This is a genomic window from Streptomyces sp. NPDC047706 (assembly GCF_043204795.1).
In the GTDB taxonomy this organism is placed as follows: Bacteria; Actinomycetota; Actinomycetes; order Streptomycetales; family Streptomycetaceae; genus Streptomyces.
Genome location: NZ_JBIDCW010000036.1, coordinates 44,329 through 69,639 on the forward strand (window position 1 = coordinate 44,329; position 25,311 = coordinate 69,639).

Here is a 25,311-nt window from a genome sequence, read left to right on the forward strand (position 1 = left end):
CCGCTGGAGAACATGATCCGGTCCATATGCCGTGGCTTGGGTCTGGACGTCACGCTCATTGGCGAAGTCCCGCTTGTCGACATGGGAGCCCGCCCTGACTATGCCGTTGAGGTCGGAGGCGCCCTCGTCGGTTACATCGAGCTCAAGAAGCCGGGCACCCAGGCCGACCCGTCCGTCTACACAGGCCGCAACGCCGAACAGTGGGCAAAACTACGGCTGCTCAACAACGTTTCCGGGGACGCGGTCGATCAGGCCGCCGGAGTGGGGCTGCCCGCCGACTTCCCGGTGTCCGTGTGGCCGGAGCCGCCGGCGAAGGCGCTTCCGCGCGACGAGTTGCTGATGGCCAAGGCGTGGCAGGCAGCGCTCACGGGCGCCGCCCGGGAGATCCGGCTCACGGGCGAGGATGTCGATGAGCTGTCTGCCCTGACCAGCCGCACGGCGCGGCCATCGCCCCGCACGTCGAGATGGCGGTGCGGGTGCACGCATCGACGACGCAGGCCCTGGACCGCGGTGAGCTCACCGTTTCCGTGCGTCCCGCATGGAGCACGGGCACCCTCACCGGCCGGTTCGTCACCAGCTTCCCGGACAGCGGCCTCGACGAGGTGTACCGGAGCCTGCCCACCCTGGTGGAGGGGGCGTTGCCCGCCCAGCTCTCCTTCACCCCGGTCCATCCGCACGCCGAGAACGTCGCCCGCACCCCCGCTCTGCTGCGATACGTGATCCCCGTCGGCGAGCACCGATCCCCGGGCGACCACCTGATCCCGCTCGATGACCTTGCGGTGCTGTCCACCAGCAGCGGCTGCATCTGGTCAGCCTTTCGCGGCGCCGTGTCGTCGAGCCGCTCGTCCTGCATCCGCTCGCCCTTGAGAAGCAGGCCCCGCCGATCGCCCGGTTCATCGCTCTGCTCGGCCGGGGCTTCGCTACCGCCTGGACTCAGTTCGACTGGGGCCCTCTCGCTGTCGGGATGCCCTATCTGCCTCGGCTCCGCTACCGCAAGGCGATCCTCTCGCCGGCCCGCAGCGGAGTGTTCACGAACAGCAGGAGCAGCCCGTCGCGCCGCCGTAAGCGTCGGCCGCAGCGGTCTCCGTACGGATGCCGTCGGCCGGGTGGGCGCTGGGTGCGCAGCAGCCCTTGCCCTGCCAGGCGTCGCGCCCTTCCTTGACGGCGATGGCGGCGATGACGAGGGCGGCGATGGGGTCGGCCCAGGACCAGCCGAGGGTGGCGTTGAGAACCAGGCCCACCAGGAGCACGGCCGACAGATAGGTGCACAGCAGCGTCTGGTTGGAGTCGGCGACCGCGCTGGCGGAGCCGAGCTCGCGACCGGCCTTGCGCTGGGCGGCGGACAGGAACGGCATGACCGCCAGAGAGAGGGCGGCGATGACGATGCCGGGTACGGAGCGTTCGGCTTCGCCGGTTCCGGTCAGTGCGCGGACGGCGTCGACGGTGACGTACGCGGCGAGGGCGAAGAACGAGATCGCGATGATCCGCAGGGTGCGCTGCTCGCGCGCTTCCCGTACGGCGTGGTCGGAGGCGGAGAACTGCCAGGCGACCGCCGCGGCGGAGGAGACCTCGATCACGGAGTCGAGGCCGAAGCCGATCAGGGCTGTGGAGGAGGCGATCGTCCCGGCGGTGATCGCGACGATCGCCTCGACGACGTTGTAGGTGATGGTCGCGGCGACCAGGAACCGTATGCGGTGGGCGAGTGCGTCCCGGCGGGCAGGGCTCGGGCCGAGGGATATCGCGGTCATCAGCAGCATCCCTCGGTGTCGGCGTCGGGGCACGTGCGGTCGGTCTCCACGGCGACCACGGCGGTGCGCAGGTCGTCCAGCGCGTGTCCGAGACGGTCGTCGGCGAGTTCGTAGCGCGTGCGGCGCCCGTCCGGGACGGCGACGACCAGCCCGCAGTCGCGCAGGCAGGCGAGGTGGTTCGACAGCCGAGTCCGGGAGACGCCGATCGTCTCGGCGAGGTCCGAGGGGTAGGCGGGTGCCTTCCGCAGGGCCAGCAGCAGCTGGCAGCGGATGGGGTCGGCGAGCGCGCGGCCGAAGCGCGCGAGCACCTCGACCTCGGGGGCGATAGTCAGCACACCCTGAGAGTACAGACGAATCTGAATTCAGGAAAGCCTGAATCATTGAGCTGGGCGGCCTGCACCCTCTCACCCCGCTGCACGCCCGTTGCCGCGTTGGCGTGGAACGAGTCGTGCGGCTGCCTCTGCCGCTGCGCGGTCGACCTCGGGGAGCAGGCTCGTGTACGTGTCGGAGGTCAAAGTGATCGTGGAGTGCCGCAAGGTCTCCTTGATCGTGTGGATGTCGCCGCCGCCTCCATACGTGAGCGTCGCAGAGACGTGGCGGAGGTCTCGGAGGGTGATGGGCGGCAGGTCGGTTGTGGCCAGGACGCGCCGGAAGGTCCCCGAGACCGTGACCATGACGGCGGTTGCTGGGTGACGCCCCCGGCGAAGGACCAGCCCGCCAGCTGTCCTCGCGGCGGCCGTGGAGCAGCGGGCCCGCCAACAACGGAACTGCTCGTTCAAGCGCTGGGTGGACGCGGGCGGGGACGGCTGCGCCGACCCGCCCGCAACGAGGGCGCCTGACCGAGTTGTTCATCGCGCCCGCCCCAGGCCGCGGACAGCGAGCTCGCCGCCGACGAGCGGCACAGTCCGTACGACATGCGTACGTCGACGCCCTGGCGGCCTGGACATCGACGGCAAACAGCGCGCGGCCCAGAGCCACGACCTCGGCGGCAGTCGCTGATCGCGGTCGCCGCGCGAAGCAACCACTCCATGGCGGACACACCAGCCCACCCCGCGCATCTCAGCCTGCTATGAACGCGACTCGCATTCACCCGGCCGGGCATGGACCACAATCTGCGCTCCGCGCACGCCTTCAACAGAGCACTTCTCGAAATGACCCCGCAGCACTTGCCGTTTCGCGCAGGAGAGAGATCTCCGTCGCGGTCGCCGATGAGGCATGCAAGGAGCAGACCAACCTAGTATCTGTCTGGTTCTCCGTGGAACGCAGAATGCAACTTGCGGCTATCGAGGAGGAAGGCGAGTATTTCCGCGCCTTGGAGAAGGCGAAGGACCGTCACCTCGCCGCAGCGCGCGCGGCTATTGGGCAGCGTTGACTGAGTTCTCCGAAGGGATTGTCAGTCTGTGGAAGTAGACAGTCACGTGAACCCCGGTGTCCAGCAATGACAGCGGGTCCGGCTTTCCCCTGAGTCATCGGCGGGTGCTCCGGGTCTTCGGGACTGTCGACCACGATCACCCGGGAACGTCCTCGCGACGCGTACGTGACCGGCGGCGACCGCTTTTCAGGAGCACGGCGACGACCGGCGTCGCCACGGCACGTCGCCGGCCGCGCCGCCCGCGCCGGCATCCTGAAGCGCCTGCGCGACCTCCGTGAAGATCTCCTCCAGCTGCCCCACCTGCTGCGGGGTCAGATGGTCGAACAGCGTCGCGCGCACCGTCGCCACGTGGCCCGGCGCCACCCGCTCCACCGTGGTCATGCCCTCGTCCGTGAGCGCGGCCACGCTGCCCCGCTTGTCCCAGGGGCACTCCTCGCGCCGCACCAGTGCGTCCTTCTCCAGCCGGGTCACGGCGTACGTCAAGCGGCTGCGGGTGATCTTCAGCCGCTCCGCGAGGTCGGTCATCCGCAGCCGGCGTTCCGGGGCCTCGGAGAGATTGGCGAGGATGGAGTAGTACATGTGCGGCATGCCGGCCTCCTGCTGGAGCTGCCGGTCGAGCGTGTCCTCCAGGAGCAGGGTGGCCCCGATGTACGCGCGCCAGGCGCGCTGCTCCTGCGGGGTGAGCCAGCGAGTCGTCATGCCGCCAGTGTAGGTTTGCTTAAAACTTGAACCAAGCTGTCCAGCCCACGACCCGCACAAGCCGCCCGGCCCACGACCCGCACAAGCCGCCCAGCCCGCGAGCCGGACCGCTCAAACAGAGCCCCCGCCCGCAAGCCGCCGGCCCGCCCAGTCACCGGACCGCCGTCCCCCGACCCCGACCTGGAGTGCGCCCATGCCCTACCCCTACGTGCTGCTGTCAGCCGCCGTGTCCCTCGACGGCTACCTGGACGACACCGGCCCCGACCGCCTCCTCCTGTCCGGCCCTGCCGACTTCGACCGGGTCGACGAGGTGCGTGCCGGTGTCGACGCGATCCTCGTCGGCGCCGGCACCATCCGGGCCGACAACCCGCGGCTGCTGGTCAACTCCCCGGAACGCCGGGCGGCCCGGACCGCGGCGGGGAAGCCGGAGTACCCCCTCAAGGTCACGGTGAGCGGCACGGGCGAGCTGGACCCGGCTGCCAACTTCTGGCACACGGGAGGCGAAAAGGTCGTGTATACGACGACGGAGGGCGCCCGGCGTCTCAAGGGCGACCCCGTGGCCGCAAACGTGGTCGCCCTCGGCGACAGGCTCGACTGGCGTGCGGTCCTGGCGCATCTGCACGACGTACGGGGCGTGAGCCGCCTGATGGTCGAGGGCGGCGGCACCGTCCACACCCAGCTCCTCCTGGAGGGCCTCGCCGACGAACTCCAGCTGGTGCTCGCTCCCCTCTTCGTCGGCGACCCCTCAGCGCCCCGCCTCTTCGGCCCGGGCCGGTACCAGTCCGGACGCCTGCGCCTGGTCGAGACCCGGCGGATCGAGGACGTGGTCCTCATGCGCTACGAGCCCACCGCCCCCGGCACCGGCACCCTCGCCGCGTCCGCCGACCGCCGCTGGCTGGCCCTCGCCTGCGAGCTGGCGGACCTGTGCCCGCCCTCGGAGTCGGCGTTCAGCGTCGGGGCGGTGGTCGTGGCCGAGGACGGTACGGAGCTCGCGCGGGGCCACTCCCGGGAGGGCGGTGACCCGGTCGTCCACGCGGAGGAGGCGGCGCTCGCCAAGATCGACGCGGCCGACCCCCGGCTGCCCGGCGCCACGCTGTACTCCAGCCTGGAGCCCTGCACCCACCGCGCCTCCCGGCCCCGGCCCTGCGCGCGCCTGATCCTCGACGCCGGGGTGGGGCGCGTGGTGACGGCCTGGCGTGAGCCGGACACGTTCGTGGCGGGGGCCGACGGGAGCGGGGTTCTGGCGGGGGCCGGGGTGGACGTGGTGGTGGTTCCGGAGTACGAGGAGGCGGCCAAGGAGCCCAACCGGCATCTGGCCCTGTGAGGGACCTCCAGGTCCTGGCGGCGTGGGCCTGCGGAAACCGTGGCGCGGAGCGTCCCGCGCATGGCGTACACTGGTGTCATACCGACGCGGGGTGGAGCAGCTCGGTAGCTCGCTGGGCTCATAACCCAGAGGTCGCAGGTTCAAATCCTGTCCCCGCTACTGAAGGCCCGGGGCCGGAATCCAGATCATGGATTCCGGCCCCGAGTCGTTTCCGGACGCCGGCGGCCTCCGTCATCCGGTCGGCCCGTCCGGCTGGTCCCCCGCGTCCGCTCCAGGAACCCTGGACAGGTGCGACGACCTGCGTAACGGGAGACGAGAGTGCGGCCTGCGGAGGGAGAAGGAGAGCGGCCGTACGCCAGATCCGGCGACCGCGTCCCCGGTGACGCGGCCCGCGACGCCGCGCCCGGCCCCGCCGGCCGGGGCGGCCGGGGCGGCCCTCCGTCGCTTTCCCGCCCGGTGCCACCCGTGCCGCCCCCCGAGGAGCGCCCGATCTCCTACGCCCGCACCTTCGTCCGCCTCCTCCCCGCCCTGCTCCTCGTCATCGGCGGCTGCTACGACTACCTGACCCCCAGCGGCTTCACCGGCGCCCCCCTGTTCACCGCCGCCCCGCTGATCGCCGCCCCCCTGCTGTCCTGCCGGGCCACGGTCCTCACCGGCGTCGTGGCCCTCCTGGTGGTCGTGGTCATGAACATCCGGTTCGGCGACGCCCTGGAGGTCGAGCCGCTCACCGAGGCGGTCACGGTGGCGACGGTCGCCGCTCTCGCCGTGCTGATCAACCGGCTCGTCCGGCGCAGCCATGCCCGCCTCGACTCGGCCTGGGAGATCGCGGAGGCCGCCCAGCTGGCGGTGCTGCCGGAGCCGATGGAGCGGATCGGCGGGTTCGAGATCGCCGCGCGCTACGAGGCCGCCCAGGCGGACGCCTTCATCGGCGGCGACCTCTACGCGGTGCAGGACAGCCGTTACGGCGTACGGCTGGTGGTCGGGGACGTGCGCGGCAAGGGCATGGGGGCGGTGGCGGCGGTCGCGGTGGTCATCGGGGCGTTCCGGGAGGCCGCCGAGCACGAGACGACGCTGGCGGCGGTCGCGCAGCGGCTGGAGCGGGCGCTGACGCGCGAGGGCTCACGGCGGGACGGCATCGACGCCTTCGAGGAGTTCACCACCGCCGTACTCGCCGAGCTTCCGCACGACGCCGGTGTCGTACGGATCCTCAACCGCGGCCATCCGCCGCCGCTGATGCTGTACGCCGACGGCACGGTGAGCGCGCTGCCCGCCCAGGAACCGGCGCTGCCGCTCGGGATGGGCGAGCTGGGCACCTGGCCGGACCGTGCGCAGGAGACGCCGTTCCCGGGCGGGGCGACGCTGCTGCTGTACACCGACGGCCTGTCCGAGGCCCGCGACGCGCGGGGCGCCTTCTACGACCCGGTGGCCGGGCTGGCCGGCCGGACCTTCCGCGGGCCCGGGGAGCTGCTGTGCGTGGTGGCCGACGAGGTCCGCCGGCACAGCGGGGGCGGCACCACCGACGACATGGCACTGCTCGCCGTGCGGCGCCCGCAGGGCGACTGTCACCGCGGGTGATCGAACGGAAGCCCTCCGCATAACAACTGACACACGGTCAGATGTGGAGATCGCTCTGCGTGGCGGTCAACTCGCCCGATTTTCGCCGCTCATGGCCCTGTACGTCCTGGCAGGAAACGTTAAAGATCAAGTGGAACAGCTTGGAAATCAGGCCCCGGTTCTATTAACGTCCGATAACGCAGCGCGGTCGTCCCAGCCGTCACAAGAGGCGGCTCCGTGCGCACGCGCCGAATCCCGCGCGAGGCCCTCACCGGCCGCACAAGGGAACCGGGGAACCACCATCTTGGGGTGAATCGGGCGTATGCCGCCGTGGAAGCACGGCTGGTTTACGCGCGTAGGAGACCTTCCTGCTCCGAACCCGTCAGCTAACCCGGTAGGCGAGAAGGAAGGAAAGGAGCACGCCCACGTGGCGTCCAACCGGCCTGCCCCACAGGCCCCGTTCGTGCCGGATCAGCGCACCGCCGACGGCACCGAGACGTTCGTCTACGGCGCACAGCGCACCGACGGGGGCCCGTGGGAGGAGTGGAACCCCACCGCGGAGACCATCCGCCCCGTACGCGGCCGGCATCGCGTCAGCAAGCAGCGCGGCGGTGGACTCGCCCGCAGCTCCACCGTTCTCGGCGTCGGCGTCATAGCCGCGGTCGGCGCGGGCGGCATGGCGAGCGCCAACACCGGCAAGCCGCCGGTGTCGATCTCGATGCCCGACCTGCCCAACGTCGGCTCGCTGATATCCGACGACTCCGACTCCGCCGACACCTCGACCGCGAGTGCCCCGCTCAGCAGCCTCGCCACGGCCACCGCGGACACCGCGGAAGGCACCACCGGCGCCGGTGAGACGCTGCGCGCCCGCATCATCGCGCAGGCCGAGCAGCAGCAGGAGCAGGTCGCGACCAAGGCCGCCGCCGAGGCCGTCGCCGCCGCCGAGAAGGCCGCCGCCGAGGCAGCGGCCAAGGCGGAGAAGGAGGCCAAGGAGAAGGCTGCCGCCGCCAAGGCCAAGGCCGAGGAGGAAGCCCGGCAGAAGGCCGAGGCCGAGCGACTCGCCGCGCTGGCCAAGCAGTTCACGCTGCCGACCTCCTCGTACACCCTCACCTCCACCTTCGGCCAGGCCGGCGCCCTGTGGTCGTCCGGCTACCACACCGGCCTCGACTTCGCCGCGCCGACCGGCACGCCCCTGAAGGCCGTGCACAGCGGCACCATCACCGAGGCCGGCTGGAACGGCTCGTACGGCTACAAGACCGTGCTGACCCTCGACGACGGCACCGAGATCTGGTACGCCCACCAGTCGTCGATCGGCGTCAGCGTCGGGCAGACGGTCACCACCGGCGAGGTGATCGGCCGCGTGGGCGCCACTGGCAACGTGACCGGGGCCCACCTGCACATGGAGGTGCACACCGGCGACTCCGGTGGCATCGACCCGCTGGCCTGGCTGCAGAGCAAGGGCCTCAACCCCTGAGGGCCTCCTCCGGACGCGCTTCTCACGAACCCCGGCGGTCCTGACGGCGACCCCCCGACGTCAGGGCGGCCGGTTTCGGCTGTCCGGAGACCGGCGCGCGCCCCTACGACCGGTACGGGTTGTACGCCGGGTAGGGCGCCGCGTGCCCGTGCGCCGGCGCCCAGCCGTACACCGGTGGCATCAGCACCGGCATCGGCGGGGCGGTCATCCGAGCCGCGTACTCCAGGGCCGGGCGGGCGATCTCCCGGCGGCTCCACAGCTCCTGGAGCAGCTCCCGTTCCCGTACGACGAAGTCGGCGCGGGCCCGGCCCCGGCGGCCCCGGTGCCGTAGGAAGGCCAGGGACGTGGCGTACGCCTCGTACTGCGAGACCGCCCGGGCGGCCGGTCTGCCGAGGTGGTGGCCCGCGTACTCGCGGGCCAGTCGGCGGGCCCGCATCGAGCCGAGGGCGAACGGCTCGGCCGGCGAGATCCAGCCGGCCACGACGTAGGCCGGGAGCTCCTCGCGGACGGTGCGCAGCTCCCGCTGCCGCGTCCAGATCACCAGCCAGGTCAGCAGCCCGAACGCGGGGACCATGAAGCCGCCGTACACCGCGAAGAACCCGTAGTCGCCGAAGGTCGCCGAGCCGTTCCAGAGGGCGTGCATGCCCATCGCGAGCAGCAGCCCCGCCGGCGGGAGCAGCACGCGGCGCAGCCGCTGGCGCTCCCCGGCGAGCGCGGCGATGCCGAAGCCGATGCCGGTGAACACGGTGAACAGGGGGTGTGCGAACGGCGACATGACGACCCGCACGAAGAACGTCGCGGCGGTCACGGAGGCGATCCCGCTGTGGCCGGCCAGCTGGTCGGTGCCGAACGCGGTGCCGAGGTAGAGGATGTTCTCGGTGAAGGCGAAGCCGGTGGCGGTGACCCCGGCGATGACGACTCCGTCGAGGATGCCGGTGAAGTCGCGGCGCCGGAAGAGGAAGAGGAGCAGGATCGCGGCCGCCTTCGCGGACTCCTCGACGACCGGGGCTATGACCGTGGCACCCCAGGTGTCCGCGCTGGTCGGGTCCGCGGTCGCGGTCGCTATCCATCTGGTCGCGAAGCTGTTCGCGACGATGGCGATCAGCGCGGCCGCGCAGGCGCCCCAGGAGAAGGCGAACAGCAGGTTCCGCCAGGGGCCGGGTTGGAGCCGGTCCAGCCAGCGGAAGACGGCTATGAGCAGCGGCACGGGCAGGACCGCGAGGCCGAGGCCGACCAGGAAGCCCTGGGTGCCGGTCTGTTCCCGGACCAGGGCCAGGATCACCAGGCCGGACAGCGCGAGCAGCGTGATCAGCGCGCCGTACCGCACCCACCGCCGGTGCCACCAGTGCGCGTGCAGGGGGCCGCCGAGGGGGATGCCGGGATTCGTCGGGTACGGGGGACTGGTCGCCACGGCATTGACCCTAACGAGGGGAGGATCGAACGAGGGAACGTTTTACGGCTGACCTTCGTGAGCCACGCGGCGGAAGAGCAGGTCGTTCACCACGTGTCCCTTCTCCAGCCCCTGCCCTTCGAAACGGGTGCGCGGGCGGAAGCCGGGGCGTGGCGCGAAGCCGCCGTCGGGCCGGGTGTTCGCGAAATCGGGGTGCGCGGTGAGCACCTCCAGCATCACCTCGGCGTACGGCTCCCAGTCCGTCGCGCAGTGCAGGAGCGCGCCCGGCTTCAGGCGGGTCGCGGCGAGGGTGAGGAACTCCGGCTGGATCAGCCGCCGCTTGTGGTGGCGCTTCTTGGGCCAGGGGTCGGGGAAGAAGACGCGCAGCCCGTCGAGCGAGTCGGGGGTCAGCATCTCGCGCAGCAGGATGATGGCGTCGCCGTTGGCCACCCGGATGTTGCCGGTGCCGCTCTGGTCGGCGAGGTTGAGCAGGTTGCCCTGGCCGGGGGTGTGTACGTCCACGGCGAGGATGTTGGTGTCCGGGTCGGCGGCGGCCATCCGGGCGGTCGCCTCGCCCATGCCGAAGCCGATCTCCAGCACGACGGGGTTGTCGTTGCCGAACAGCTCGGCCAGGTCCAGGACCCGCGAGCCGTCGATGTCCAGCCCCCACTTGGGCCACAGCCGCTGCAACGCGTCCGCCTGCCCCGAGGTCACCCGGCTCCGCCGTGGCTGAAAACTCCGGATCCGGCGCTCGAAGTGCGACCCGGCGGGATCCGCCTTGGGCCCGTCCGGAAAACGCGGCTCCCCCTTGGCCCGCACCGGCCGGGCGACGCTGTCGGGGGCGGGGTGGGGGGCTTCGGGGGTGTTCAGGGAGTCATACACAGTGGGTTCGATTTTACGGGTTCGGGGGATGGGCGGGTCCTGGTACGGGGGCGTGGGCGTGCGGGCGCGAGATCGCTGTGTGCGTGGGGTGTGCGTGCCGCGGGTGGGCGGGCGTGGGGTGTGCGTGCCGCGGGTGGGCGGGCGTGGGGTGTACGTGCGCCGGGTGGGCGGGGCGTGGGGTGCCGTGCCGCACACGCGGGCGGCCGGCGCGCCTGCCGGTGCCGGAGTGCGTCCGCTCATGCGCGGCCCAGCGCGTCCAGCGCGCGGCGGGCCACCTCACGGCCGATCGGGAGGGAGGCCGTGGCCGCCGGGGACGGGGCGTTCAGGACGTGGACCGCCCGTGCGCCTTCGTGGATCAGGAAGTCGTCCACCAGCGTGCCGTCCCGGAGCACCGCCTGGGCCCGGACCCCGGCCGGCGTCGGGACCAGGTCCTCCTCCGTCACCGCGGGCAGCAGCCGCCGTACCGCCTTGGTGAACGCGGCCTTCGACACCGACCGGCGCAGCTCCCCGCCTCCGTACCGCCAGTGCCGGCCCGCTATCCGCCACGATCCGGGCCACGCCAGCGTCCCGGCCAGCTCGCGGGGCCGGACCACGCCCCAGCCGTAGCCCTCGCGGGCGAGCGCCGGGACGGCGTTGGGGCCGACGTGGACGCCGCCGTCGATGCCGCGCGTGAGGTGCACGCCGAGGAAGGGGAACGCCGGATCCGGAACCGGATAGACCAGGCCGCGCACCAGCTCGGGCCGCGCCAGCTCGTAGTACTCCCCCCGGAACGGGACGATCCGCATCCCGGGATCGTCCCCGGTCATCCGGGCGATCTCGTCGCAGTACAGCCCGGCGCAGTTCACCAGCACCCGCCCGCGCACCACGGCACCGTCCGCGGTCCGTACGGCGACCCCCAGGTCCGGGCGCCGGTCGATACGCCGCACCTGCGAGCCGTACCGGATCTCGGCCCCCGACGACTCGGCCAGCTGCCGGGCGACCGCGACGTAGTCGCACACCCCGGTCGTGCCGACGTGTATCGCCGCGAGGCCGCGCACCTGCGGCTCGTACTCCGCTATCTGGGCGCCGACCAGCTCCCGGACCGGGATGCCGTTCTCCCGGCCGCGCTGCACGAGCGCGTGCAGCCGGGGGAGCTCCGCGCGCCCGGTGGCGACGATCAGCTTGCCGGTGACGGCGTGCGCGATGTCGTACTCCGCGCAGAACTTGACCATCTCCGCCGCGCCCCGCACCGCGTACCGCGCCTTGAGCGAGCCGGGGCGGTAGTAGACCCCGCTGTGGATGACCCCGCTGTTGCGCCCCGTCTGGTGCCGGGCCGGGCCCGCCTCCTTCTCCAGCACCGTCACGCGTGTCCCCGGCGCGGCACGCGTGATCGCGTACGCGGCCGACAGGCCGACGATCCCGCCGCCGATCACCAGCACGTCACAGTCGTGAGCGACAGCCCGCACCCGCACCACCTCCCGCTATCGATAGTGCACTGCGCCACTGACAACGCCCTCAAACCCGCACGCCGTGACGGGGCCGCGGGCGGGCGATGAGAACCGTGGGGCAGGCCCCCGGTGGCCGGTGCCCCGGTAGGGCTCCCGGCCGGGCGGGCGCACCGGGACCCTGGCCCTACGCCGGGGCCACGAGCAGGGGCCGGGCCCGCTCCCGCAACTCCACCACCCGCGGCTCGTCCCCGTACGGCTCGAGCCGGTGCAGCAGATCCTTCACGTACTCCGTGGTCCGCGCGGACGATATCCGCCCCGCGACCTCCACCGCCCGCACCCCCTGCTCGCACGCCGCGTCGAGGTTCCCGGACTCCAGTTCGGCGACCGCGGACACGACGAGGCGCAGCCCGTGCGAGCGGACGAACTCCTCCGTCGGCTTCGACAGCGCCTGCTCGGTGAACCGCCGCACCTGCCGCGGTGCCTTGAGGTCGCGGTAGCACTCCGCGGCGTCGGCGGCGAAACGGTCGTACGAGTAGAAACCGAGCCAGGACGGATCGTGGTCCCCCTCGCGGGACCGCTCCAGCCAGCCCTCCGCCGCCTTCAGGGCCGCCCCGGCCGCCTGGGCGTCTCCCGCGCGCGCGTGGGCGCGGGCCTCGACCAGGCGGAAGAAGCTCATGGTGCGGGCGGTGGCCAGCCCCCGGTTGCGCTCCAGCGCGGCCTGGGCGAGGTCGACACCCTCGTCACCGAAGCCGCGGTAGGTCGCCTGCAAGGACATCGACGCCAGGACATAGCCCCCGAGCGGCACGTCCGCCGCGGCCCGGGCCAGTCGCAGGGCCTGGATGTAGTACCGCTGCGCCGCCTCCTGCTGCCCGGTGTCGAAGGCCATCCACCCCGCGAGCCGGGTCAGCTCGGCGCTCGCCCCGAACAGCGCGCGCCCGACCTCGTCCGAGTAGGAGCCGAGCAGCAGCGGCGCCGCCTCCACCCGCAGGCACTCCGGCACCATCGACGAACGCCAGTCGCCGCCCCCGTACTTGGAGTCCCAGCGCCTGGCGTCCTCCGCGGCCTCCCGCAGCTTCTGCACATCGCTGTGGCCGACTTTGATCGGTGCGCCGGAACCTTCCGCCGGGCCCGCCTCGCGCGCGACCGAACTGTCGGCCGGGGTTATCAGCCACCGGGAGGCGGGCGTCGCGTAGGCGCTCACGGCGAACGAGCCGGCGAGCGACTGCCAGATGCCGCCGGAGCCGGCCCGGCGCCCGGCGAGGTCGAGGCGGTACAGATCCGTCGCCGACCGCACGGCCTGTCCCACGTCCCGGGGGAAGGCGAGGCCCACTTCGGGCGCGGGGTCCGCGTCCGCCAGGCCGATCTCGTGGAGCGGCACCGGGCGGCCCAGCTTCTGGCCGATCGCGGCCGCGATGAGGTGCGGCGCGGCACCCTGCGGCACCATGCCCTTCGACACCCAGCGCGCCACCGAGGTCTTGTCGTAGCGAAGCGTCAACCCTCGTTGGGCGCCGAGGTCGTTGACGCGTCGCGCGAGTCCCGCGTTGCTGATTCCCGCGAGGGCGAGAACGGCGCCGAGCTTTTCGTTCGGCCCGCGTTGCTCCCTGGACATGCGCCACCCCTCGACACAGACGGCTGCCGCACTGGCATAACCACGCGGCATTCGTAAACCCAGCGTAGTTCGCCGCATCCCAAGCGTTAAGGGGCATTGTTCCGGATGGCGGGATTGTGGTCCGTACGGAAGTACGGTCCCGATACGCACAGTTGTGACGTGCTCCCGTTGTGTGGCCGTGCGCCCGTCCGTGCGCTCTTCTCCGGCCATCGGGGGAGCGGTTCCATGATGGTGCGTGGGTCGGCCCGCTGTACTGGACCAGTGGGCTGGGGGATACCGCCGCCTCAATCCCCGCGGGCGGCGGACCGGTCCGGGAGGCGAACTCCGCCTCCCGGACCGTGCGTAGCCGATCGGTGCGCAGAGCCTGCACGGAGCGTGCACGAAGCGCATGCACGTGCACCTGCCGGGCATCGATTTGGCCGAAAACCGCCCCTGCCCTCCGGGGGTGATTTCCGCGCCCACCACGGAGTTTGAGGGCGCGTTGGGGGTTTTCAGGGGGCGTATACAGGGCGCATTCGCGTCGCAGCTGACGTGTGGAAGGCCGCTGTCGGGCAGGGCCGCCAGGCGTCGGCGGGTCAATTCCGGGGTATCCCCGGGATGTTCCGGGGTCGCGCGAGGCGGTGCGCGGGGCGCATTCGGGGGATCACAAGCGGCACCGCCGCCGCTCCGCGGCGCGTTCTTCGTGGCAGCATGGTGAACCGGTTCGTACGGTGCACTGGTTGTCCACAGTCTGTGGAGGCGTCGATGCGGTGGTTGGTGGGGTGGAGCAGCACCGCCGCGGGAGCCGCCCGGATCGGCTCGGCGGGGGCGACCGGCTACGACGGCGAGACCCTGCACCCCGTGGGCTCCCAACTCCTGTGGGGCGACCCGGATCCGCTGTGGGCGGTCGGCGACTGGCGCCCGGACGAGGTCCGGACCGTCTCGGCCGACGCCCAGACCCGCATCGCCGTCCTCGGCACCTGCGGCGCCACCGACGAGGAGCTGCGACTCGGACTGTTCACCGCGCGCGGAGGGGCACTTCGCCATCTGACGGCCTGGCCGGGCAGCTACACGGCGGTCGTCCAGGCCGGCCGGCGCATCACGGTCTGCGGCGACCTGGCGGGCGCGAGACCCGTCTTCCACACCCCCTGGGCGGGCGGCACCGCCTACGCGACGGCCGCCCTGCCCCTGGCCGACCTCGTCGAGGCCAATCTCGACTTCGGACACCTCGCCGCCCTGCTGGCCGCCCCCGACGTCCCCGCCGCCCTGCACGACTCCACCCCGTACGACGGCGTACGCCGCATCCCCCCGGGACACGCCCTCATCCTGCGCGCCGGGGCCCGCGAGGTAGCCGGGTACGAGCAGGTCGCCTCGCTCGCCGTGGCCGCGCCGCCCGCCGACCCCGACCGCGCGGTCGACGCCGTCCGCGACGCCCTGGTCGAGGCCGTCCGCGCCCGCCTCGCCGCCCCCCGGCACGTGCCCGGCGCCGACATCGACCCCGGGCCCGTCCCGGGCATGGGCCCCGCCGAACGGCGTGCCGCGCGCGGGATGCCGGTGCCCGGCATCGGAGCGGATCTGTCGGGCGGGCCGGCCTCGGGGACGCTGGCGCTGCTGGCGGCCGGGCTGCCCGGGATGCCGGGAACGGTACTGGGACACGGCACGGGCGCCGGGGAGCGGCTGCTGGCGGTCACCTTCAACGATCTGGCGGTGGGCGGCCGGGAGGCCGAGCTGGAGCGGGCCGGTGCGCTGGCCGCCAACCCCCGCTTCCACCACGTGGTGGTGGCGGGCGGCGAGGAGACCCTGCCGTACGCCACCCTCGACGGCCCCCTGACCGACGAACCCGGCGCCAGCCTGGTGACCGCCGTCCGGCACCGCGCCCGGCTCGCCTCCGGCAGCGCGGACCACCTCACCGGATACGGCGCCCGGCAGGTGCTCGACGCCCATCCGGCCCGCCTCGCCGACCTGCTGATGGACCGGCAAAGACGCCACCTCGTCCGGCCGGTGGCCGCGCTCGCCAGGGCCGACGGGTCCGTCCTGGTCCCCGCGCGCGTGTACGGGGCGGCGCGGCGGCTCGCCCGCACGCCCTACGGGGCGGGTCTGGAGAGCCTCGCCGAGCGGCTGCTGCACAAGCGCTTCGAGGAACCCGGGGGCGCGGTCGGCGCCTCGCTCGCCGCGCTGACCTGGGCGAGACCCGGGCCGGCCGCCCGCTGGCTGACGGGGGAGGCACTGGCTGAAGTATCGATTCGCTTGCAGGGGGCCACCCATCGTTCCGGAGCCGGGCTCGGCCCCGGTCATCGGCCGGGCGACTTCCGCGCGCGGGCGGCACTCGCCCGTACGGCGGCCGACATCCGGGTACTGGAACAGGCCGCCGAGATCCGCTTCCAGCGCCTGCACGCGCCGTTCCTCGACAACCAGGTCGTCCGGGCCTGCCGCGCTCTGCCGGAAGCCCTGCGGGTCCAGCCCGGCGCGCGTGCGGCGATCCTGCGCACGGTGCTGCAGGGGGCCGGCATCAGCGACCTTCCGCCCGGCTGGGGCGCTCCGTCCCACGCACCGGCGGCGGCCGCCGCGCGGGCCGGGCTACGGCTCGCGGTCGACCCCCTCATGGCGCTTTTCGACACCCCCCTGCTGGCGGAGGCGGGCCTGGTCGAGGCCCGCGTCGTCCGCAAGGCGCTGCGCGCGGCCACCGAGGGCGAGCCGCTGCCTCTGGACGGCCTGGCGGACCTGGTCTCCCTGGAGCTGTGGCTACGGCGGCTGCTGGCCCGGCGGGGCACCTGCTGGACCGGGACACCCGCACGCGCGCGTGCCGTGCCCGGTGGGATCGCACCGCGCCGGGGAGCGCTGGCGTCCGGCGGGTGAGCGTCACCGGCAGGTGAACGAGGACTGCGCCCAGTCCGCCACGGCCAGGTCGCCGAAGTGGCCCTGCGGTTCCACGACCAGGCGCACCGTGCTGCGCCCGGCGAGGTTCACCCGCACCGGTGTCGCCGCGTCCCCGCCCCTGATCAGGCCGGACCTCCAGAGCCGGGTGCCGTCGGCGTGGACGGAGAAGTGGACCTTGCCCAGGCCCAGCGTTGAGTCGTCGACACCCACCAGGGCCTCGTACGACGTGCAGGCCCGGTTGAGGTCGACGGTCACGGACGACCGGGCGTGGACGGTCACCCCGCGCGCGTACCGCGTGCCGCCGATCGACAGGCCGTGGCGCTGCCAGACCCAGCTGCTGCCTCCCAGCCGCACCTCGGGCTCGGTGCCGTCGCCCGTGACGTCGTAGGAGAGCTCGTCGAGCAGGTAGGAGGCGGACGGCGGGTCAGGGGTGGGGTCCGGCGCCGGAGGCGGAGTCGGGACCGGCGTGGGGAGGGGGGTCGGCGTCGGTGCCGGCTCGGCGGTGGGTGCGGGTGTGGGGGTCCGCGTGGGCGAGGGGGGCGGCGGGGGAGCCGGGCCGGACGCCTGGACGACAGGGGGTGCGGCGGGTGCGGGGGGCGGCGGTTCAGGGGCCGGCTCCGAGGTGGTGGGGGTGGGCGGCTCCGGCTGGGCGGCAGGGGCCGACGCGGGGGGCTGGGCCGCCGGTTTGCTGTCGGCCGGCTGGTCGCCGCCGGCCAGGGCGATGGCGACGACCGCGATCGCCGTCGCCACGAGGCCCGCAGCGATCCCGGCCTTCACGGGCGCCCCGAGGCCCTCCGAGGCCGCCGCACCGCCTCCGCCGCCGGCTGAGCCGGACGTGCCGCCCGCCGCTGCCCCGGTTCCGCCGCTCGCCCCGCCGGCTGAGCCGGACGTGCCGCCCGCCGCCCCGCCTGCCGCAGTCGCGGCGCCTGCCGCGCCCGCCGCGCCCGCCGCACCGGCTCCGCCCGCGACGATCCCGGCGACCTTGGCGTATCCGGCGGCGCCGAACCAGCCGATGACCGCGACCGGCACCACCGCGGGGATGCTGCTCGCGAGGTCCTCGATCTGATGCGCGGCCAGCCGGCACCTCGCACAGCCCTCCAGATGCGCCCGCAGTCCCCGCTCCGCGCGGGTACGCAGCCTGCCGCGCGCATAGGTGCCGAGCTGGCCGGCGTAGCGGGCGCACTCCTCGTCGCCGGTGAGCGCGGCGCTGACGTGGGCCTGGAGGTAGGCCTGCTTGAGGCCCTCCCGGGCGCGGCTGGCTAGGACCCGTGTGCCGTTGGCGTCGAGCCCGAAGAGCGTGGCGACCTCGCTCGGCGACTCGTCCTCGACCTCGGTGTGCCACAGCACGGCCTGCCAGCGCTCCGGCAGCGAGCGGAAGGCCCGCATCGCCAGCGACTGCTCAGCCGCGTGCATGGCGCGCACGTCCGCGCCCAAATCCAGGGTGTCGGTGCCGGACATCTCGCCGGCGCGGCCGGCCTGCGCGGCGAACACCGCGAAGTCGTCCACCAGTTGCTCACGCCTGGCGGAGCTGGTCCAGTTCGCGGCCACGCGCCGGACGGCGGTCAGCAGATAGGCGCGTACCGCGTGCTCCGGGCCGTGGCCGCCGCGTACCGCCTGGAGCACGCGGGCGAAGACCTCGGCGGTGAGGTCGTCGGCGGTGTGCGGATCGCGGCAGCACGTGCGCGCGTACCGGCGTACGGCCTCCGCGTGGCGGCGGTACAGCTCCTCGTAGGCGCTGTCGTCGCCCGCGCGCATCCGGCCGATCAGCTCGGCGTCGGACGGCGGCAGTTCGGCCGGGGGCGGCAGGACGCCGTCCTCCCGCCGGTCGCGCTGCGCCGGAACGTGAGGGGCGGGAGGGCCGCCGGCCTCGCCGCCCTCGTCGCCGAGTGACTCGTCGCGCCCGTCAACGCTCATCGCGGAAAGCCCCCGCCGCCTGCCTCACCAGTCCCGGACAGGGGCAGGTTGCCATAGTGGCTCCTGTTCAGGAGGCGGTCGTACGGACCATCCACCCGTCCGTGGCGGCCTGTCGTCAGCCAGTGCTAGTGCTCAGCCGTTCGGGACGGACGACAACAGGCCACCGCGGGGGATGGGTTGAGCAGCAACGGGCGGAGACGTGGGCGGCGCCGCCCACGTCCCACCGTCACACCGGCCGCGACCGCAGGCCCTCCAGGAGGATGTCCAGCAGCCGCGCCGAGGCCGCCGCCTGCTGCGCCGGGTCCGGCAGCGCGGGTGCCGCCGTCGCGATCACCAGCAGGACGTCCGCGACCGACACGTCGGGCCGCAGCTCGCCCGCCGCGCGGGCCCGCTCCACGAGCCGGCCCACCACGTCGAGCAGTTCCGCCGCACCGGCGTCGTCCGTGGCCGCCGGCGGCTCCGGCACCAGCCGCAGCTCACCGCCGGCCGGCTGCGTCCGCTGCTGCGGCACGCGCGCCTCGTCGGGCTCGCCCTCGTCGGCGACGCCGACCCGCAGCACCTGCGGCGGCAGCAGCCGCCCGGCACCGGACGCCACCGAGGTGCGCAGGAAGCGCGACAGGGCCGACCAGGGCTCGTCCTCCTGGCCGAGCGCCGCCCGGGCCTGGTCGGTGAGCCGGGAGGTCTCCTCCTCCGCTATCCGCCGCACCAGGACGTCCTTGCTCGGGAAGCGCCGGTACACCGTGCCGACGCCCACACGCGCGCGGCGTGCCACGTCCTCCATCGGCGCGCCGTACCCCAGCTCGCCGAAGACCTCGCGCGCGGCCCGCAGTACGTGTTCGAGGTTGCGCTGTGCGTCCACCCGCAGCGGCGCGGTCCGCGGGCCGTCCCCGCGTCCGTTGCCCGCCGCCGCGCCGACCGCGCCACCAGGTGCGATGGCAGTCGCGGATGACCAACGAGAGTCCTGAATCTGCATACGAAATCCCCCGGTAATGACGTCTCCCCCCGGAGACGCTCCCCGCATCGGTAGCCGGAGCGCGGAGGACAGCCCCTACCGCGAGCCGGCCCGCCGGGCCACCGGGCCGCCCGTCGCGAACCCGAGAACCGACGAGCGCATCCCCCTACACCCCGTCGACACACGAACATAGTTGAGAGAGAGTCAATTCAGAAGGGGCAGGTTCCGCACGGAGCGCCCCCCGATCGGAGTACGGGTCGTATACGTCCCGATTGCGCCCCCTTGCTCCACCCGGCTCGCACCCGCTGACCTGCACGGTTCCCGCCCACCCGGTGGTTTCGGCCAACCATGGGCGCGCTCCCAGTCCGGTCACACAAATTGTCGAGGCTGTGGACAAACGCCGGTGCCGGGTGCGTCATGGGATGGTGAAGGAACGTGCGCGCATTCTCGTTGTCGGCGGCGGCTACGTCGGGATGTACACGGCCCTGCGCCTGCAGCGGAAGCTGAAGCGGGAACTCGGACGGGGCGAGGCCGAGATCACGGTCGTCACACCCGACCCCTACATGACCTATCAGCCGTTCCTTCCCGAGGCGGCAGCCGGTTCCATCTCCCCGCGCCACGTCGTCGTACCGCTGCGCCGCGTCCTGCCCGGCTGCCGGCTGATCGTCGGCGAGGTCCGCTCCATCCAGCACGCGAAACGCCTCGCCACCCTCGCCACCCTCGCCACCGAGGAGGAGGGCACAGGCCTCGAACCGCTGCCGTACGACGAACTGGTCCTCGCCCCCGGCTCGGTCTCGCGCGCCCTGCCCGTCCCCGGTCTGGCCGACCACGGCATCGGCTTCAAGACCGTCGAGGAGGCCATCGGGCTGCGCAACCACGTCATCGAGCAGATGGACATCGCCTCCTCCACCCGCGACCCCGCCATCCGCGACGCGGCCCTCACCTTCGTCTTCGTCGGCGGCGGCTACGCCGGTGTGGAGGCGCTCGGCGAGCTGGAGGACATGGCCCGGTACGCCACGCGCTACTACCACAACATCGGCCCCGAGGACCTGAAGTGGATCCTCGTCGAGGCCTCCGGCGGCATCCTTCCCGAGGTCGGCGAGGAGCTCGGCCGCTACACCGTCACGGAACTGCGCCGCCGCAACGTCCAGGTCCTGCTGGAGACCCGCCTGGAGTCCTGCGCCGACCGGGTCGCGGTGCTCAGCGACGGACAGCGGTTCCCCACCCGTACGGTCGTCTGGACCGCCGGCGTCAAACCCCACCCGCTGCTCGCCGCGACCGACCTGCCGCGCAACGGGCGAGGCCGTCTGAAGTGCACCCCGGAGCTGGCGGTCGAGGGGCACGCGCACGCGTGGGCCGCGGGTGACGCCGCAGCCGTCCCCGACGTCACGGCAGGCGCGCCCGGCACGGAGTGCGCCCCCAACGCCCAGCACGCGCTCCGCCAGGCGAAGGTTCTCGGCGACAACGTCGCCCACTCCCTGCGCGGCGAGCCGCTCCAGACGTACGCCCACCAGTACGCCGGCTCGGTCGCCTCCCTCGGACTGCACAAAGGCGTCGCCCACGTCCACGGGCGCAAACTGAAGGGCTACCCCGCGTGGTTCATGCACCGGGCCTACCACCTGAGCAGGGTGCCGACCTTCAACCGCAAGGCGCGCGTACTCGCCGAATGGGTCCTCGCCGGCCTCTTCAAACGGGAGATCGTCTCCCTCGGTTCACTCGAACACCCCCGAGCGGAGTTCGAACTCGCGGCCGGTGGAAAGCATCCTTACGACCCGAAGGGGTCGACCTGACCCTCCCGAGGAACTCCTACGGCCACCCCCGCGTCTGACGGATGCCGGGCCGGTCGGCCACCCTGCCAGACTGGTCCCCCGTCGAGGCGGGCCGCCGCCCACCACCCCGACCACCGATCCCACGAGGCTTTTCCCCAGTGCTGCACTTCCCAGGGGCCGTAACACGGCACGGCCACCACCGCGTCACCCCCGGGGGACCGGGCCGGGTCCGGAGCCGGTCGACGACGACTACACGAGGCAAGGATTCGTGAACTTCACGCGCTGGAGCGCCCGGCTCCCCGGAACGCAGCGCCGCGCCGCAGCGCGGACCGACCAGGCGGTCACCCCGGAGCGACGCGGGGACGGCTCCGTCCCCGCGGCCCGCGCCGAACAACTGACCGACGACCCCCCGCCGGCCCCCGCCGTCGACCAGCTGCCGGTCCGCGAGGTCCTCGAGCGCGTCCCCGCGCTCGTCGCCCTCGTGCACGGCCCCGACCACCGCCTCGCCTACGTCAACGGGGCCTACACCACGGCCTTCGGCGCCCGCCCCGCGGGCGAACCGGCCGGCGAGGCCCTGCCGGAACTCCGCCAGCTGGGCCTGCTGCCCCTCCTCGACCAGGTCCTGCGCAGCGGCAAGCCCCGCACGGTCAAGTCCCGAAAGTCCCCCGACGGCCGTTCCTACACCTTCACCTGCACACCTGTCGCCGACGGCGACCGCGCCGGTGTCCTGGTCTTCGCCACCGACGTCACCGACCACGCCGAGGCGGCCGAACGCGTCAGAGCCAGCGAACGCCGCCAGCGCGAGACGGCCGTGACCCTCCAGAGATCGCTACTGCCCCAGGAACTCGAACAGCCGGACGATCTGCGCATCGCCGTCGCCTACCAGCCGGGCGGCACGGAGGCCGCGGTCGGCGGCGACTGGTACGACGTGATCACCCTCGGCGGCGGCCGCACCGCCCTGGTGATCGGCGACGTCATGGGCAGAGGCGTCCGCGCCGCGGCGGTCATGGGCCAGCTCCGCACGGCCGTCCGCGCCTACGCCCGCCTCGACCTGCCCCCGCACGAGGTCCTCCAGCTCCTCGACGGCCTCGCCACGGAGATCGACGCCAACCAGATCGCGACCTGCGTGTACGCCGTCCACGACCCGAACGAGGGCCGGCTGCTGTACGCCTCCGCCGGCCACCTGCCCATCCTCGTCCGCGACGAGAACGGCACGGTCCTGCGCGCCGACGAACCCAACGGCCCGCCCCTCGGCACCGGCGGCTGGATGCACGCCTCCGGCTCGGTCCCGCTCGCCCCCGGCTCCACCGCCGTCCTCTACACCGACGGCCTGGTCGAACGCCGGGACGCCGACCTGGACGAGGGCATCGAGGCCCTCCAGCACGCCCTCGCCGGTGCCACGGGCACCCCCCAGGTGATCTGCGACCGCCTGCTCCGCTCGGCCGGCGTCACCGCCGACCACGACGACGACGTGGCCGTCCTGGTCCTCCAGCACCCGGCCCGCACCGGCGCCGACAGCGACCTCTTCCGCAACGCCGCCCTGGAACTCCTCGGCGGGGTCGAAGCGGCCCCCCGCGCGCGTGCCTTCGCCTCCGGCGTCCTCACCAGCTGGCGCTTCCCGGCCGAACTGCACGACCTGGGCGTCCTGGCCGCCAGCGAACTGGTCGCCAACTCCCTCCAGCACGGCACCCCGCCGATGCGCCTGCGCCTGCGCCGCACCGATCGCCGCCTGATCGTCGAGGTCACCGACGGCGACGACCACCTCCCCCGCCGCCGCCGGGCGGAACCGGGCGACGAGTCCGGCCGTGGCATCGCGATCGTGGCGACGATCGCCTCGGCCTGGGGCTGCCGCAGAACACCCGGCGGCGGGAAGGCGGTGTGGTGCGAGTTCGCGCTGCCCGACAGGCCGTCCTGACGGCGCGACCGCCGAGGGCCTACGCCTCCGCCGGCACCGGCTCCGCGGCCCCGCCCCGCGTCACGACACGGCTGCGCGCCCGCCACGGCTGATCCTGCGCCTCGGTCAGCTGCCGCCCCAGCCGCACGGCGAGGACGGTGATCCCCAGAGAGAACAGCAGGAACGTCACGATGTACGGCGCGTACAGCGCGGCACCCATGGGACCGCCCACCGCCGGCCCGACGGCCAGCGCCAGCTGCTTCACCAGGGCGAACGCGGAGTTGTACTGCCCGGCCAGCCCACCCGGCGCGAGATCGGCGACGAGCGGGGCCACGGTCGGCGACAGCATCGCCTCACCGAGCCCGAACAGCGCGTACGTCGAGATGAACGCGGCCGTCGCCATCTCCTGACTGCCGTGCCCCAGACCGGCGTACCCCGCCGCGACCCAGGCCACCGCCCAGATCAGCCCCACGGCGGCGATCACTCGCGACCGCCGGCCCCGCTCGACGAACCTGAGCACCAGGAACTGCGCCACGACGATCATCGCGGTGTTCGCAGCCAGCGCGGTCCCGAGGGCGGACGTGGAGATCCCGGCGGCCTCGACCCCGTACGCGGCGAGGCCCGACTCGAACTGCCCGTAGCAGGCGAAGAACAGTACGAACCCGAGCACGCACAGCTGCACCATCGCCCGGTTCCCCAGCAGCTGCTTCCAGCTCCCCTTGGTGGACGCGGCCGCGGCCGGCGTGTCCTCGATCCGCGGCGAGCGCGGCATCCGCACGGTCACCATCACGACGACCAGCAACAGGAACATCGCCGCCTCGATGGCGAACAACAGGGTGAACGACGACACCCGCGTCGCGTCGACGAGGTGCCCTCCGATGAGCCCGCCGACGCCGAGCCCGAGGTTCTGCAGGAAGAACTGCGTGGCGAACGCGCGCGACCGCGTGTCGGCCGACGAGCAGTCCACGATCATGGTCGCCAGCGCCGGCTGCATCACGGCCTGCCCGGCACCCAGCGCGGCCGACGACAGCAGCACGGCGGTCGCGTTGCTCGCGAGCCCCAGGCTCAGCGCCCCCGCGGCGGCGGTGACCAGGGCGGCGAGCAGAACCGGCAGCGGGCCGCGCCGGACGATGGCACGCCCGGCGAACGGCAGCACGATCAGCGCGGCCACGGCGAAGACGGCGAGGACGAGCCCCGCCGTCACGGCCCCCAGCCCCCGCACCTGCGCCACGTAGACGTACAGGTAGGGGACGGTGAAACCGAGCCCGAAGGCACTGAGTGCGTTACCCACGTGGATCCGGCGCATCGCTGCGCCCATCGCCCTGGTCACGTTCACCTCTCTCAGGATCGTGAAGCCTTCAGAGGTTAGACCTGAAGACTTCGAAACTAAACTTCGAAGCTAAAGAGTACATACAGAAGGACTTCAATGCCAACGACCCCGTGCCATACTGCGAACCATGGGCGACACCCCCGGCGCCACTGAGCCGACACTCGAAGAACAGATCGCTGCCTACCAGCGGGAGTTCCAGGACCTCGATCCGCAGGTCGAGAAGATCGTCTCGGCGCTGTCGCGGCTGAACCGCCGCATGAACGTCGCCTACGGCCGCCAGACCTCCGGGCTCGGCATCAGCAACGCCGAGTGGGAGGTCCTCAAGGCGCTCGTCCTCTCCGGCGCCCCCTACCGCATGGGCCCCAGCGAACTCGCCAAGCGCCTCGGCCTCACGCCGGCCGCGATGACCCACCGGATCGACCGCATGGTCGCCGAGGGCCTGGTGACCCGGGAGCGGGACGAGAACAACCGCGTACGGGTGATCGTGGAGCTGACGGCGGAGGGCCGCGAGAAGTGGCTGGAGGCGATGCGCCTCGCGACGGTCTTCGAGGAGGACCTCCTCCAGGACCTGTCCCCGGACGAGCGAACAGCCCTCGGCGAGGTGCTGACCAGGCTCCTGCGCAGGGTGGAGCACGCCCAGCCGGACGCCGGCGGCCGCCTCAGCGACCTCGACTGAGCAGGGTCCCCGCCCGTTACGAGGGCATGGACGAGCGGTGCTTGACAGTCCCCCGTCCGATCCGTAGAGTTCTTCGGGTTGCCGCGGAGCCGTAACGGTTCTCCGGCAGCAACTCCCGCCGTGAAAGCGGCAAACAAACCACCAGCACGATCTCCCGACGGGGTCGATTTCGGCGTGCCCGAATTCAATTCCGAATGGGACTCGGCGACCCCGATCGGCTCGATTGGGAATCCCCGAGAGGATCCGCTAAGGTTTGAGATGTCGGAACGGCCCAACGGCCGGGAAGGCAAATCCCGCTGACTGGGGATCAGGTCGAGAAAAGATCTGATAGAGTCGGAAACGCAAGACCGAAGGGAAGCGCCCGGAGGAAAGCCGCGAGAGAGAATCTCGGGTGAGTACAAAGGAAGCGTCCGTTCCTTGAGAACTCAACAGCGTGCCAAA

The 25,311-nt window shown here is 72.8% G+C and carries 17 protein-coding genes, 1 tRNA gene, 3 pseudogenes and 1 riboswitch; of the genes and pseudogenes, 10 read left to right on the top strand and 11 right to left on the bottom strand.

What is annotated here, in order from left to right; all coding sequences use genetic code 11:
• Window positions 1–81: 81 nt before the first annotated feature.
• Window positions 82–414, top strand: a pseudogene (locus ACGF8A_RS31615) (hypothetical protein); the annotation flags it as partial.
• A 26-nt stretch (window positions 415–440) separates the two neighbouring features.
• A pseudogene (locus ACGF8A_RS31620) lies at window positions 441–1,006 on the top strand (lantibiotic dehydratase); the annotation flags it as partial.
• A 22-nt stretch (window positions 1,007–1,028) separates the two neighbouring features.
• Here ACGF8A_RS31620 and ACGF8A_RS31625 read toward each other — a convergent pair.
• From ACGF8A_RS31625 to ACGF8A_RS31640, 4 genes and pseudogenes are all read right to left on the bottom strand, one after another.
• Window positions 1,029–1,757, bottom strand: a complete 729-nt coding sequence (locus ACGF8A_RS31625) for a cation transporter (protein WP_393113712.1) — start codon at window positions 1,755–1,757, stop codon at window positions 1,029–1,031.
• The gene (locus tag ACGF8A_RS31630) at window positions 1,748–2,083 is read right to left on the bottom strand and encodes an ArsR/SmtB family transcription factor (RefSeq protein ID WP_393113692.1); all 336 of its coding nucleotides are present in this window, start codon (window positions 2,081–2,083) and stop codon (window positions 1,748–1,750) included. Before ACGF8A_RS31630 ends, ACGF8A_RS31625 begins: the two co-directional genes overlap by 10 nt.
• Window positions 2,084–2,152: 69 nt before the next feature.
• A pseudogene (locus ACGF8A_RS31635) lies at window positions 2,153–2,416 on the bottom strand (site-specific integrase); the annotation flags it as partial.
• An 890-nt stretch (window positions 2,417–3,306) separates the two neighbouring features.
• Window positions 3,307–3,819: a MarR family winged helix-turn-helix transcriptional regulator gene (locus ACGF8A_RS31640; RefSeq protein WP_393113693.1), complete on the bottom strand. Its 513-nt coding sequence runs from the start codon at window positions 3,817–3,819 to the stop codon at window positions 3,307–3,309.
• Window positions 3,820–4,012: 193 nt separating this feature from the next.
• Here ACGF8A_RS31640 and ACGF8A_RS31645 point away from each other — a divergent pair, with 193 nt between their 5' ends.
• The 4 genes from ACGF8A_RS31645 to ACGF8A_RS31660 all read left to right on the top strand — a co-directional run bounded on the left by ACGF8A_RS31645 (window position 4,013) and on the right by ACGF8A_RS31660 (window position 8,171).
• A complete protein-coding gene (locus ACGF8A_RS31645) occupies window positions 4,013–5,143 on the top strand; it encodes a dihydrofolate reductase family protein (protein WP_393113695.1) in 1,131 nt (376 codons plus the stop codon).
• Window positions 5,144–5,228: 85 nt separating this feature from the next.
• Window positions 5,229–5,302, top strand: a tRNA-Met gene (locus ACGF8A_RS31650).
• A gap of 159 nt (window positions 5,303–5,461) precedes the next feature.
• Window positions 5,462–6,718: a PP2C family protein-serine/threonine phosphatase gene (locus tag ACGF8A_RS31655; protein WP_393113696.1), complete on the top strand. Its 1,257-nt coding sequence runs from the start codon at window positions 5,462–5,464 to the stop codon at window positions 6,716–6,718.
• Between the two features lie 215 nt (window positions 6,719–6,933).
• Window positions 6,934–7,113, top strand: a riboswitch (cyclic di-AMP (ydaO/yuaA leader).
• Window positions 7,114–7,124: 11 nt separating this feature from the next.
• On the top strand, window positions 7,125–8,171 hold the full coding sequence (locus ACGF8A_RS31660; protein ID WP_393113698.1) for a M23 family metallopeptidase: 1,047 nt from the start codon (window positions 7,125–7,127) through the stop codon (window positions 8,169–8,171).
• A gap of 103 nt (window positions 8,172–8,274) precedes the next feature.
• Here the strand turns inward: ACGF8A_RS31660 and ACGF8A_RS31665 are convergent, their stop codons facing one another.
• The 4 genes from ACGF8A_RS31665 to ACGF8A_RS31680 all read right to left on the bottom strand — a co-directional run bounded on the left by ACGF8A_RS31665 (window position 8,275) and on the right by ACGF8A_RS31680 (window position 13,479).
• Window positions 8,275–9,582 (bottom strand): PrsW family intramembrane metalloprotease, encoded by a 1,308-nt coding sequence (locus ACGF8A_RS31665; protein WP_393113699.1) that lies wholly within the window; start codon window positions 9,580–9,582, stop codon window positions 8,275–8,277.
• 42 nt (window positions 9,583–9,624) lie between these two features.
• Complete coding sequence (gene trmB, locus ACGF8A_RS31670; protein WP_393113701.1) at window positions 9,625–10,443, bottom strand: tRNA (guanosine(46)-N7)-methyltransferase TrmB; 819 nt, start codon at window positions 10,441–10,443, stop codon at window positions 9,625–9,627.
• Between the two features lie 236 nt (window positions 10,444–10,679).
• A complete protein-coding gene (gene lhgO, locus ACGF8A_RS31675) occupies window positions 10,680–11,894 on the bottom strand; it encodes an L-2-hydroxyglutarate oxidase (RefSeq protein ID WP_393113702.1) in 1,215 nt (404 codons plus the stop codon).
• Window positions 11,895–12,054: 160 nt separating this feature from the next.
• Entirely contained in the window at window positions 12,055–13,479 is a 1,425-nt protein-coding gene (locus ACGF8A_RS31680) for an MFS transporter (RefSeq protein WP_393113703.1), read from the bottom strand.
• Window positions 13,480–14,223: 744 nt separating this feature from the next.
• On the opposite strand from ACGF8A_RS31680, the gene ACGF8A_RS31685 reads away from it, so the two are divergent.
• A complete protein-coding gene (locus ACGF8A_RS31685) occupies window positions 14,224–16,314 on the top strand; it encodes an asparagine synthase-related protein (RefSeq protein ID WP_393113704.1) in 2,091 nt (696 codons plus the stop codon).
• Window positions 16,315–16,317: 3 nt separating this feature from the next.
• Here ACGF8A_RS31685 and ACGF8A_RS31690 read toward each other — a convergent pair whose 3' ends face one another.
• Together ACGF8A_RS31690 and ACGF8A_RS31695 are read right to left on the bottom strand one after the other, a co-directional pair.
• Window positions 16,318–18,249 (bottom strand): sigma-70 family RNA polymerase sigma factor, encoded by a 1,932-nt coding sequence (locus ACGF8A_RS31690; protein ID WP_393113705.1) that lies wholly within the window; start codon window positions 18,247–18,249, stop codon window positions 16,318–16,320.
• A gap of 226 nt (window positions 18,250–18,475) precedes the next feature.
• Window positions 18,476–19,222 (bottom strand): TetR family transcriptional regulator, encoded by a 747-nt coding sequence (locus tag ACGF8A_RS31695; protein WP_393113706.1) that lies wholly within the window; start codon window positions 19,220–19,222, stop codon window positions 18,476–18,478.
• A 401-nt stretch (window positions 19,223–19,623) separates the two neighbouring features.
• On the opposite strand from ACGF8A_RS31695, the gene ACGF8A_RS31700 reads away from it, so the two are divergent.
• On the top strand, window positions 19,624–20,991 hold the full coding sequence (locus ACGF8A_RS31700) for an NAD(P)/FAD-dependent oxidoreductase (protein ID WP_393113708.1): 1,368 nt from the start codon (window positions 19,624–19,626) through the stop codon (window positions 20,989–20,991).
• A gap of 247 nt (window positions 20,992–21,238) precedes the next feature.
• The gene (locus ACGF8A_RS31705) at window positions 21,239–22,885 is read left to right on the top strand and encodes a SpoIIE family protein phosphatase (RefSeq protein WP_393113709.1); all 1,647 of its coding nucleotides are present in this window, start codon (window positions 21,239–21,241) and stop codon (window positions 22,883–22,885) included.
• Between the two features lie 19 nt (window positions 22,886–22,904).
• Here ACGF8A_RS31705 and ACGF8A_RS31710 read toward each other — a convergent pair whose 3' ends face one another.
• Window positions 22,905–24,182, bottom strand: a complete 1,278-nt coding sequence (locus ACGF8A_RS31710) for an MFS transporter (RefSeq protein WP_393113713.1) — start codon at window positions 24,180–24,182, stop codon at window positions 22,905–22,907.
• A gap of 139 nt (window positions 24,183–24,321) precedes the next feature.
• Between ACGF8A_RS31710 and ACGF8A_RS31715 the strand changes: the two genes are divergently transcribed.
• The gene (locus ACGF8A_RS31715) at window positions 24,322–24,870 is read left to right on the top strand and encodes a MarR family winged helix-turn-helix transcriptional regulator (protein WP_393113710.1); all 549 of its coding nucleotides are present in this window, start codon (window positions 24,322–24,324) and stop codon (window positions 24,868–24,870) included.
• The last annotated feature ends 441 nt before the right edge of the window (window positions 24,871–25,311 follow it).

Bases quoted from the DNA above. Each gene is read 5' to 3' on its own strand.
- ACGF8A_RS31640 (WP_393113693.1), bottom strand. From the start codon at position 3,819: ATGACGACTCGCTGGCTCACCCCGCAGGAGCAGCGCGCCTGGCGCGCG.
- ACGF8A_RS31625 (WP_393113712.1), bottom strand. From the start codon at position 1,757: ATGCTGCTGATGACCGCGATATCCCTCGGCCCGAGCCCTGCCCGCCGG.
- ACGF8A_RS31680 (WP_393113703.1), bottom strand. From the start codon at position 13,479: ATGTCCAGGGAGCAACGCGGGCCGAACGAAAAGCTCGGCGCCGTTCTC.
- ACGF8A_RS31700 (WP_393113708.1), top strand. From the start codon at position 19,624: ATGGTGAAGGAACGTGCGCGCATTCTCGTTGTCGGCGGCGGCTACGTC.
- ACGF8A_RS31685 (WP_393113704.1), top strand. From the start codon at position 14,224: ATGCGGTGGTTGGTGGGGTGGAGCAGCACCGCCGCGGGAGCCGCCCGG.
- ACGF8A_RS31710 (WP_393113713.1), bottom strand. From the start codon at position 24,182: ATGGGCGCAGCGATGCGCCGGATCCACGTGGGTAACGCACTCAGTGCC.
- ACGF8A_RS31715 (WP_393113710.1), top strand. From the start codon at position 24,322: ATGGGCGACACCCCCGGCGCCACTGAGCCGACACTCGAAGAACAGATC.
- ACGF8A_RS31695 (WP_393113706.1), bottom strand. From the start codon at position 19,222: ATGCAGATTCAGGACTCTCGTTGGTCATCCGCGACTGCCATCGCACCT.
- ACGF8A_RS31645 (WP_393113695.1), top strand. From the start codon at position 4,013: ATGCCCTACCCCTACGTGCTGCTGTCAGCCGCCGTGTCCCTCGACGGC.
- ACGF8A_RS31690 (WP_393113705.1), bottom strand. From the start codon at position 18,249: ATGAGCGTTGACGGGCGCGACGAGTCACTCGGCGACGAGGGCGGCGAG.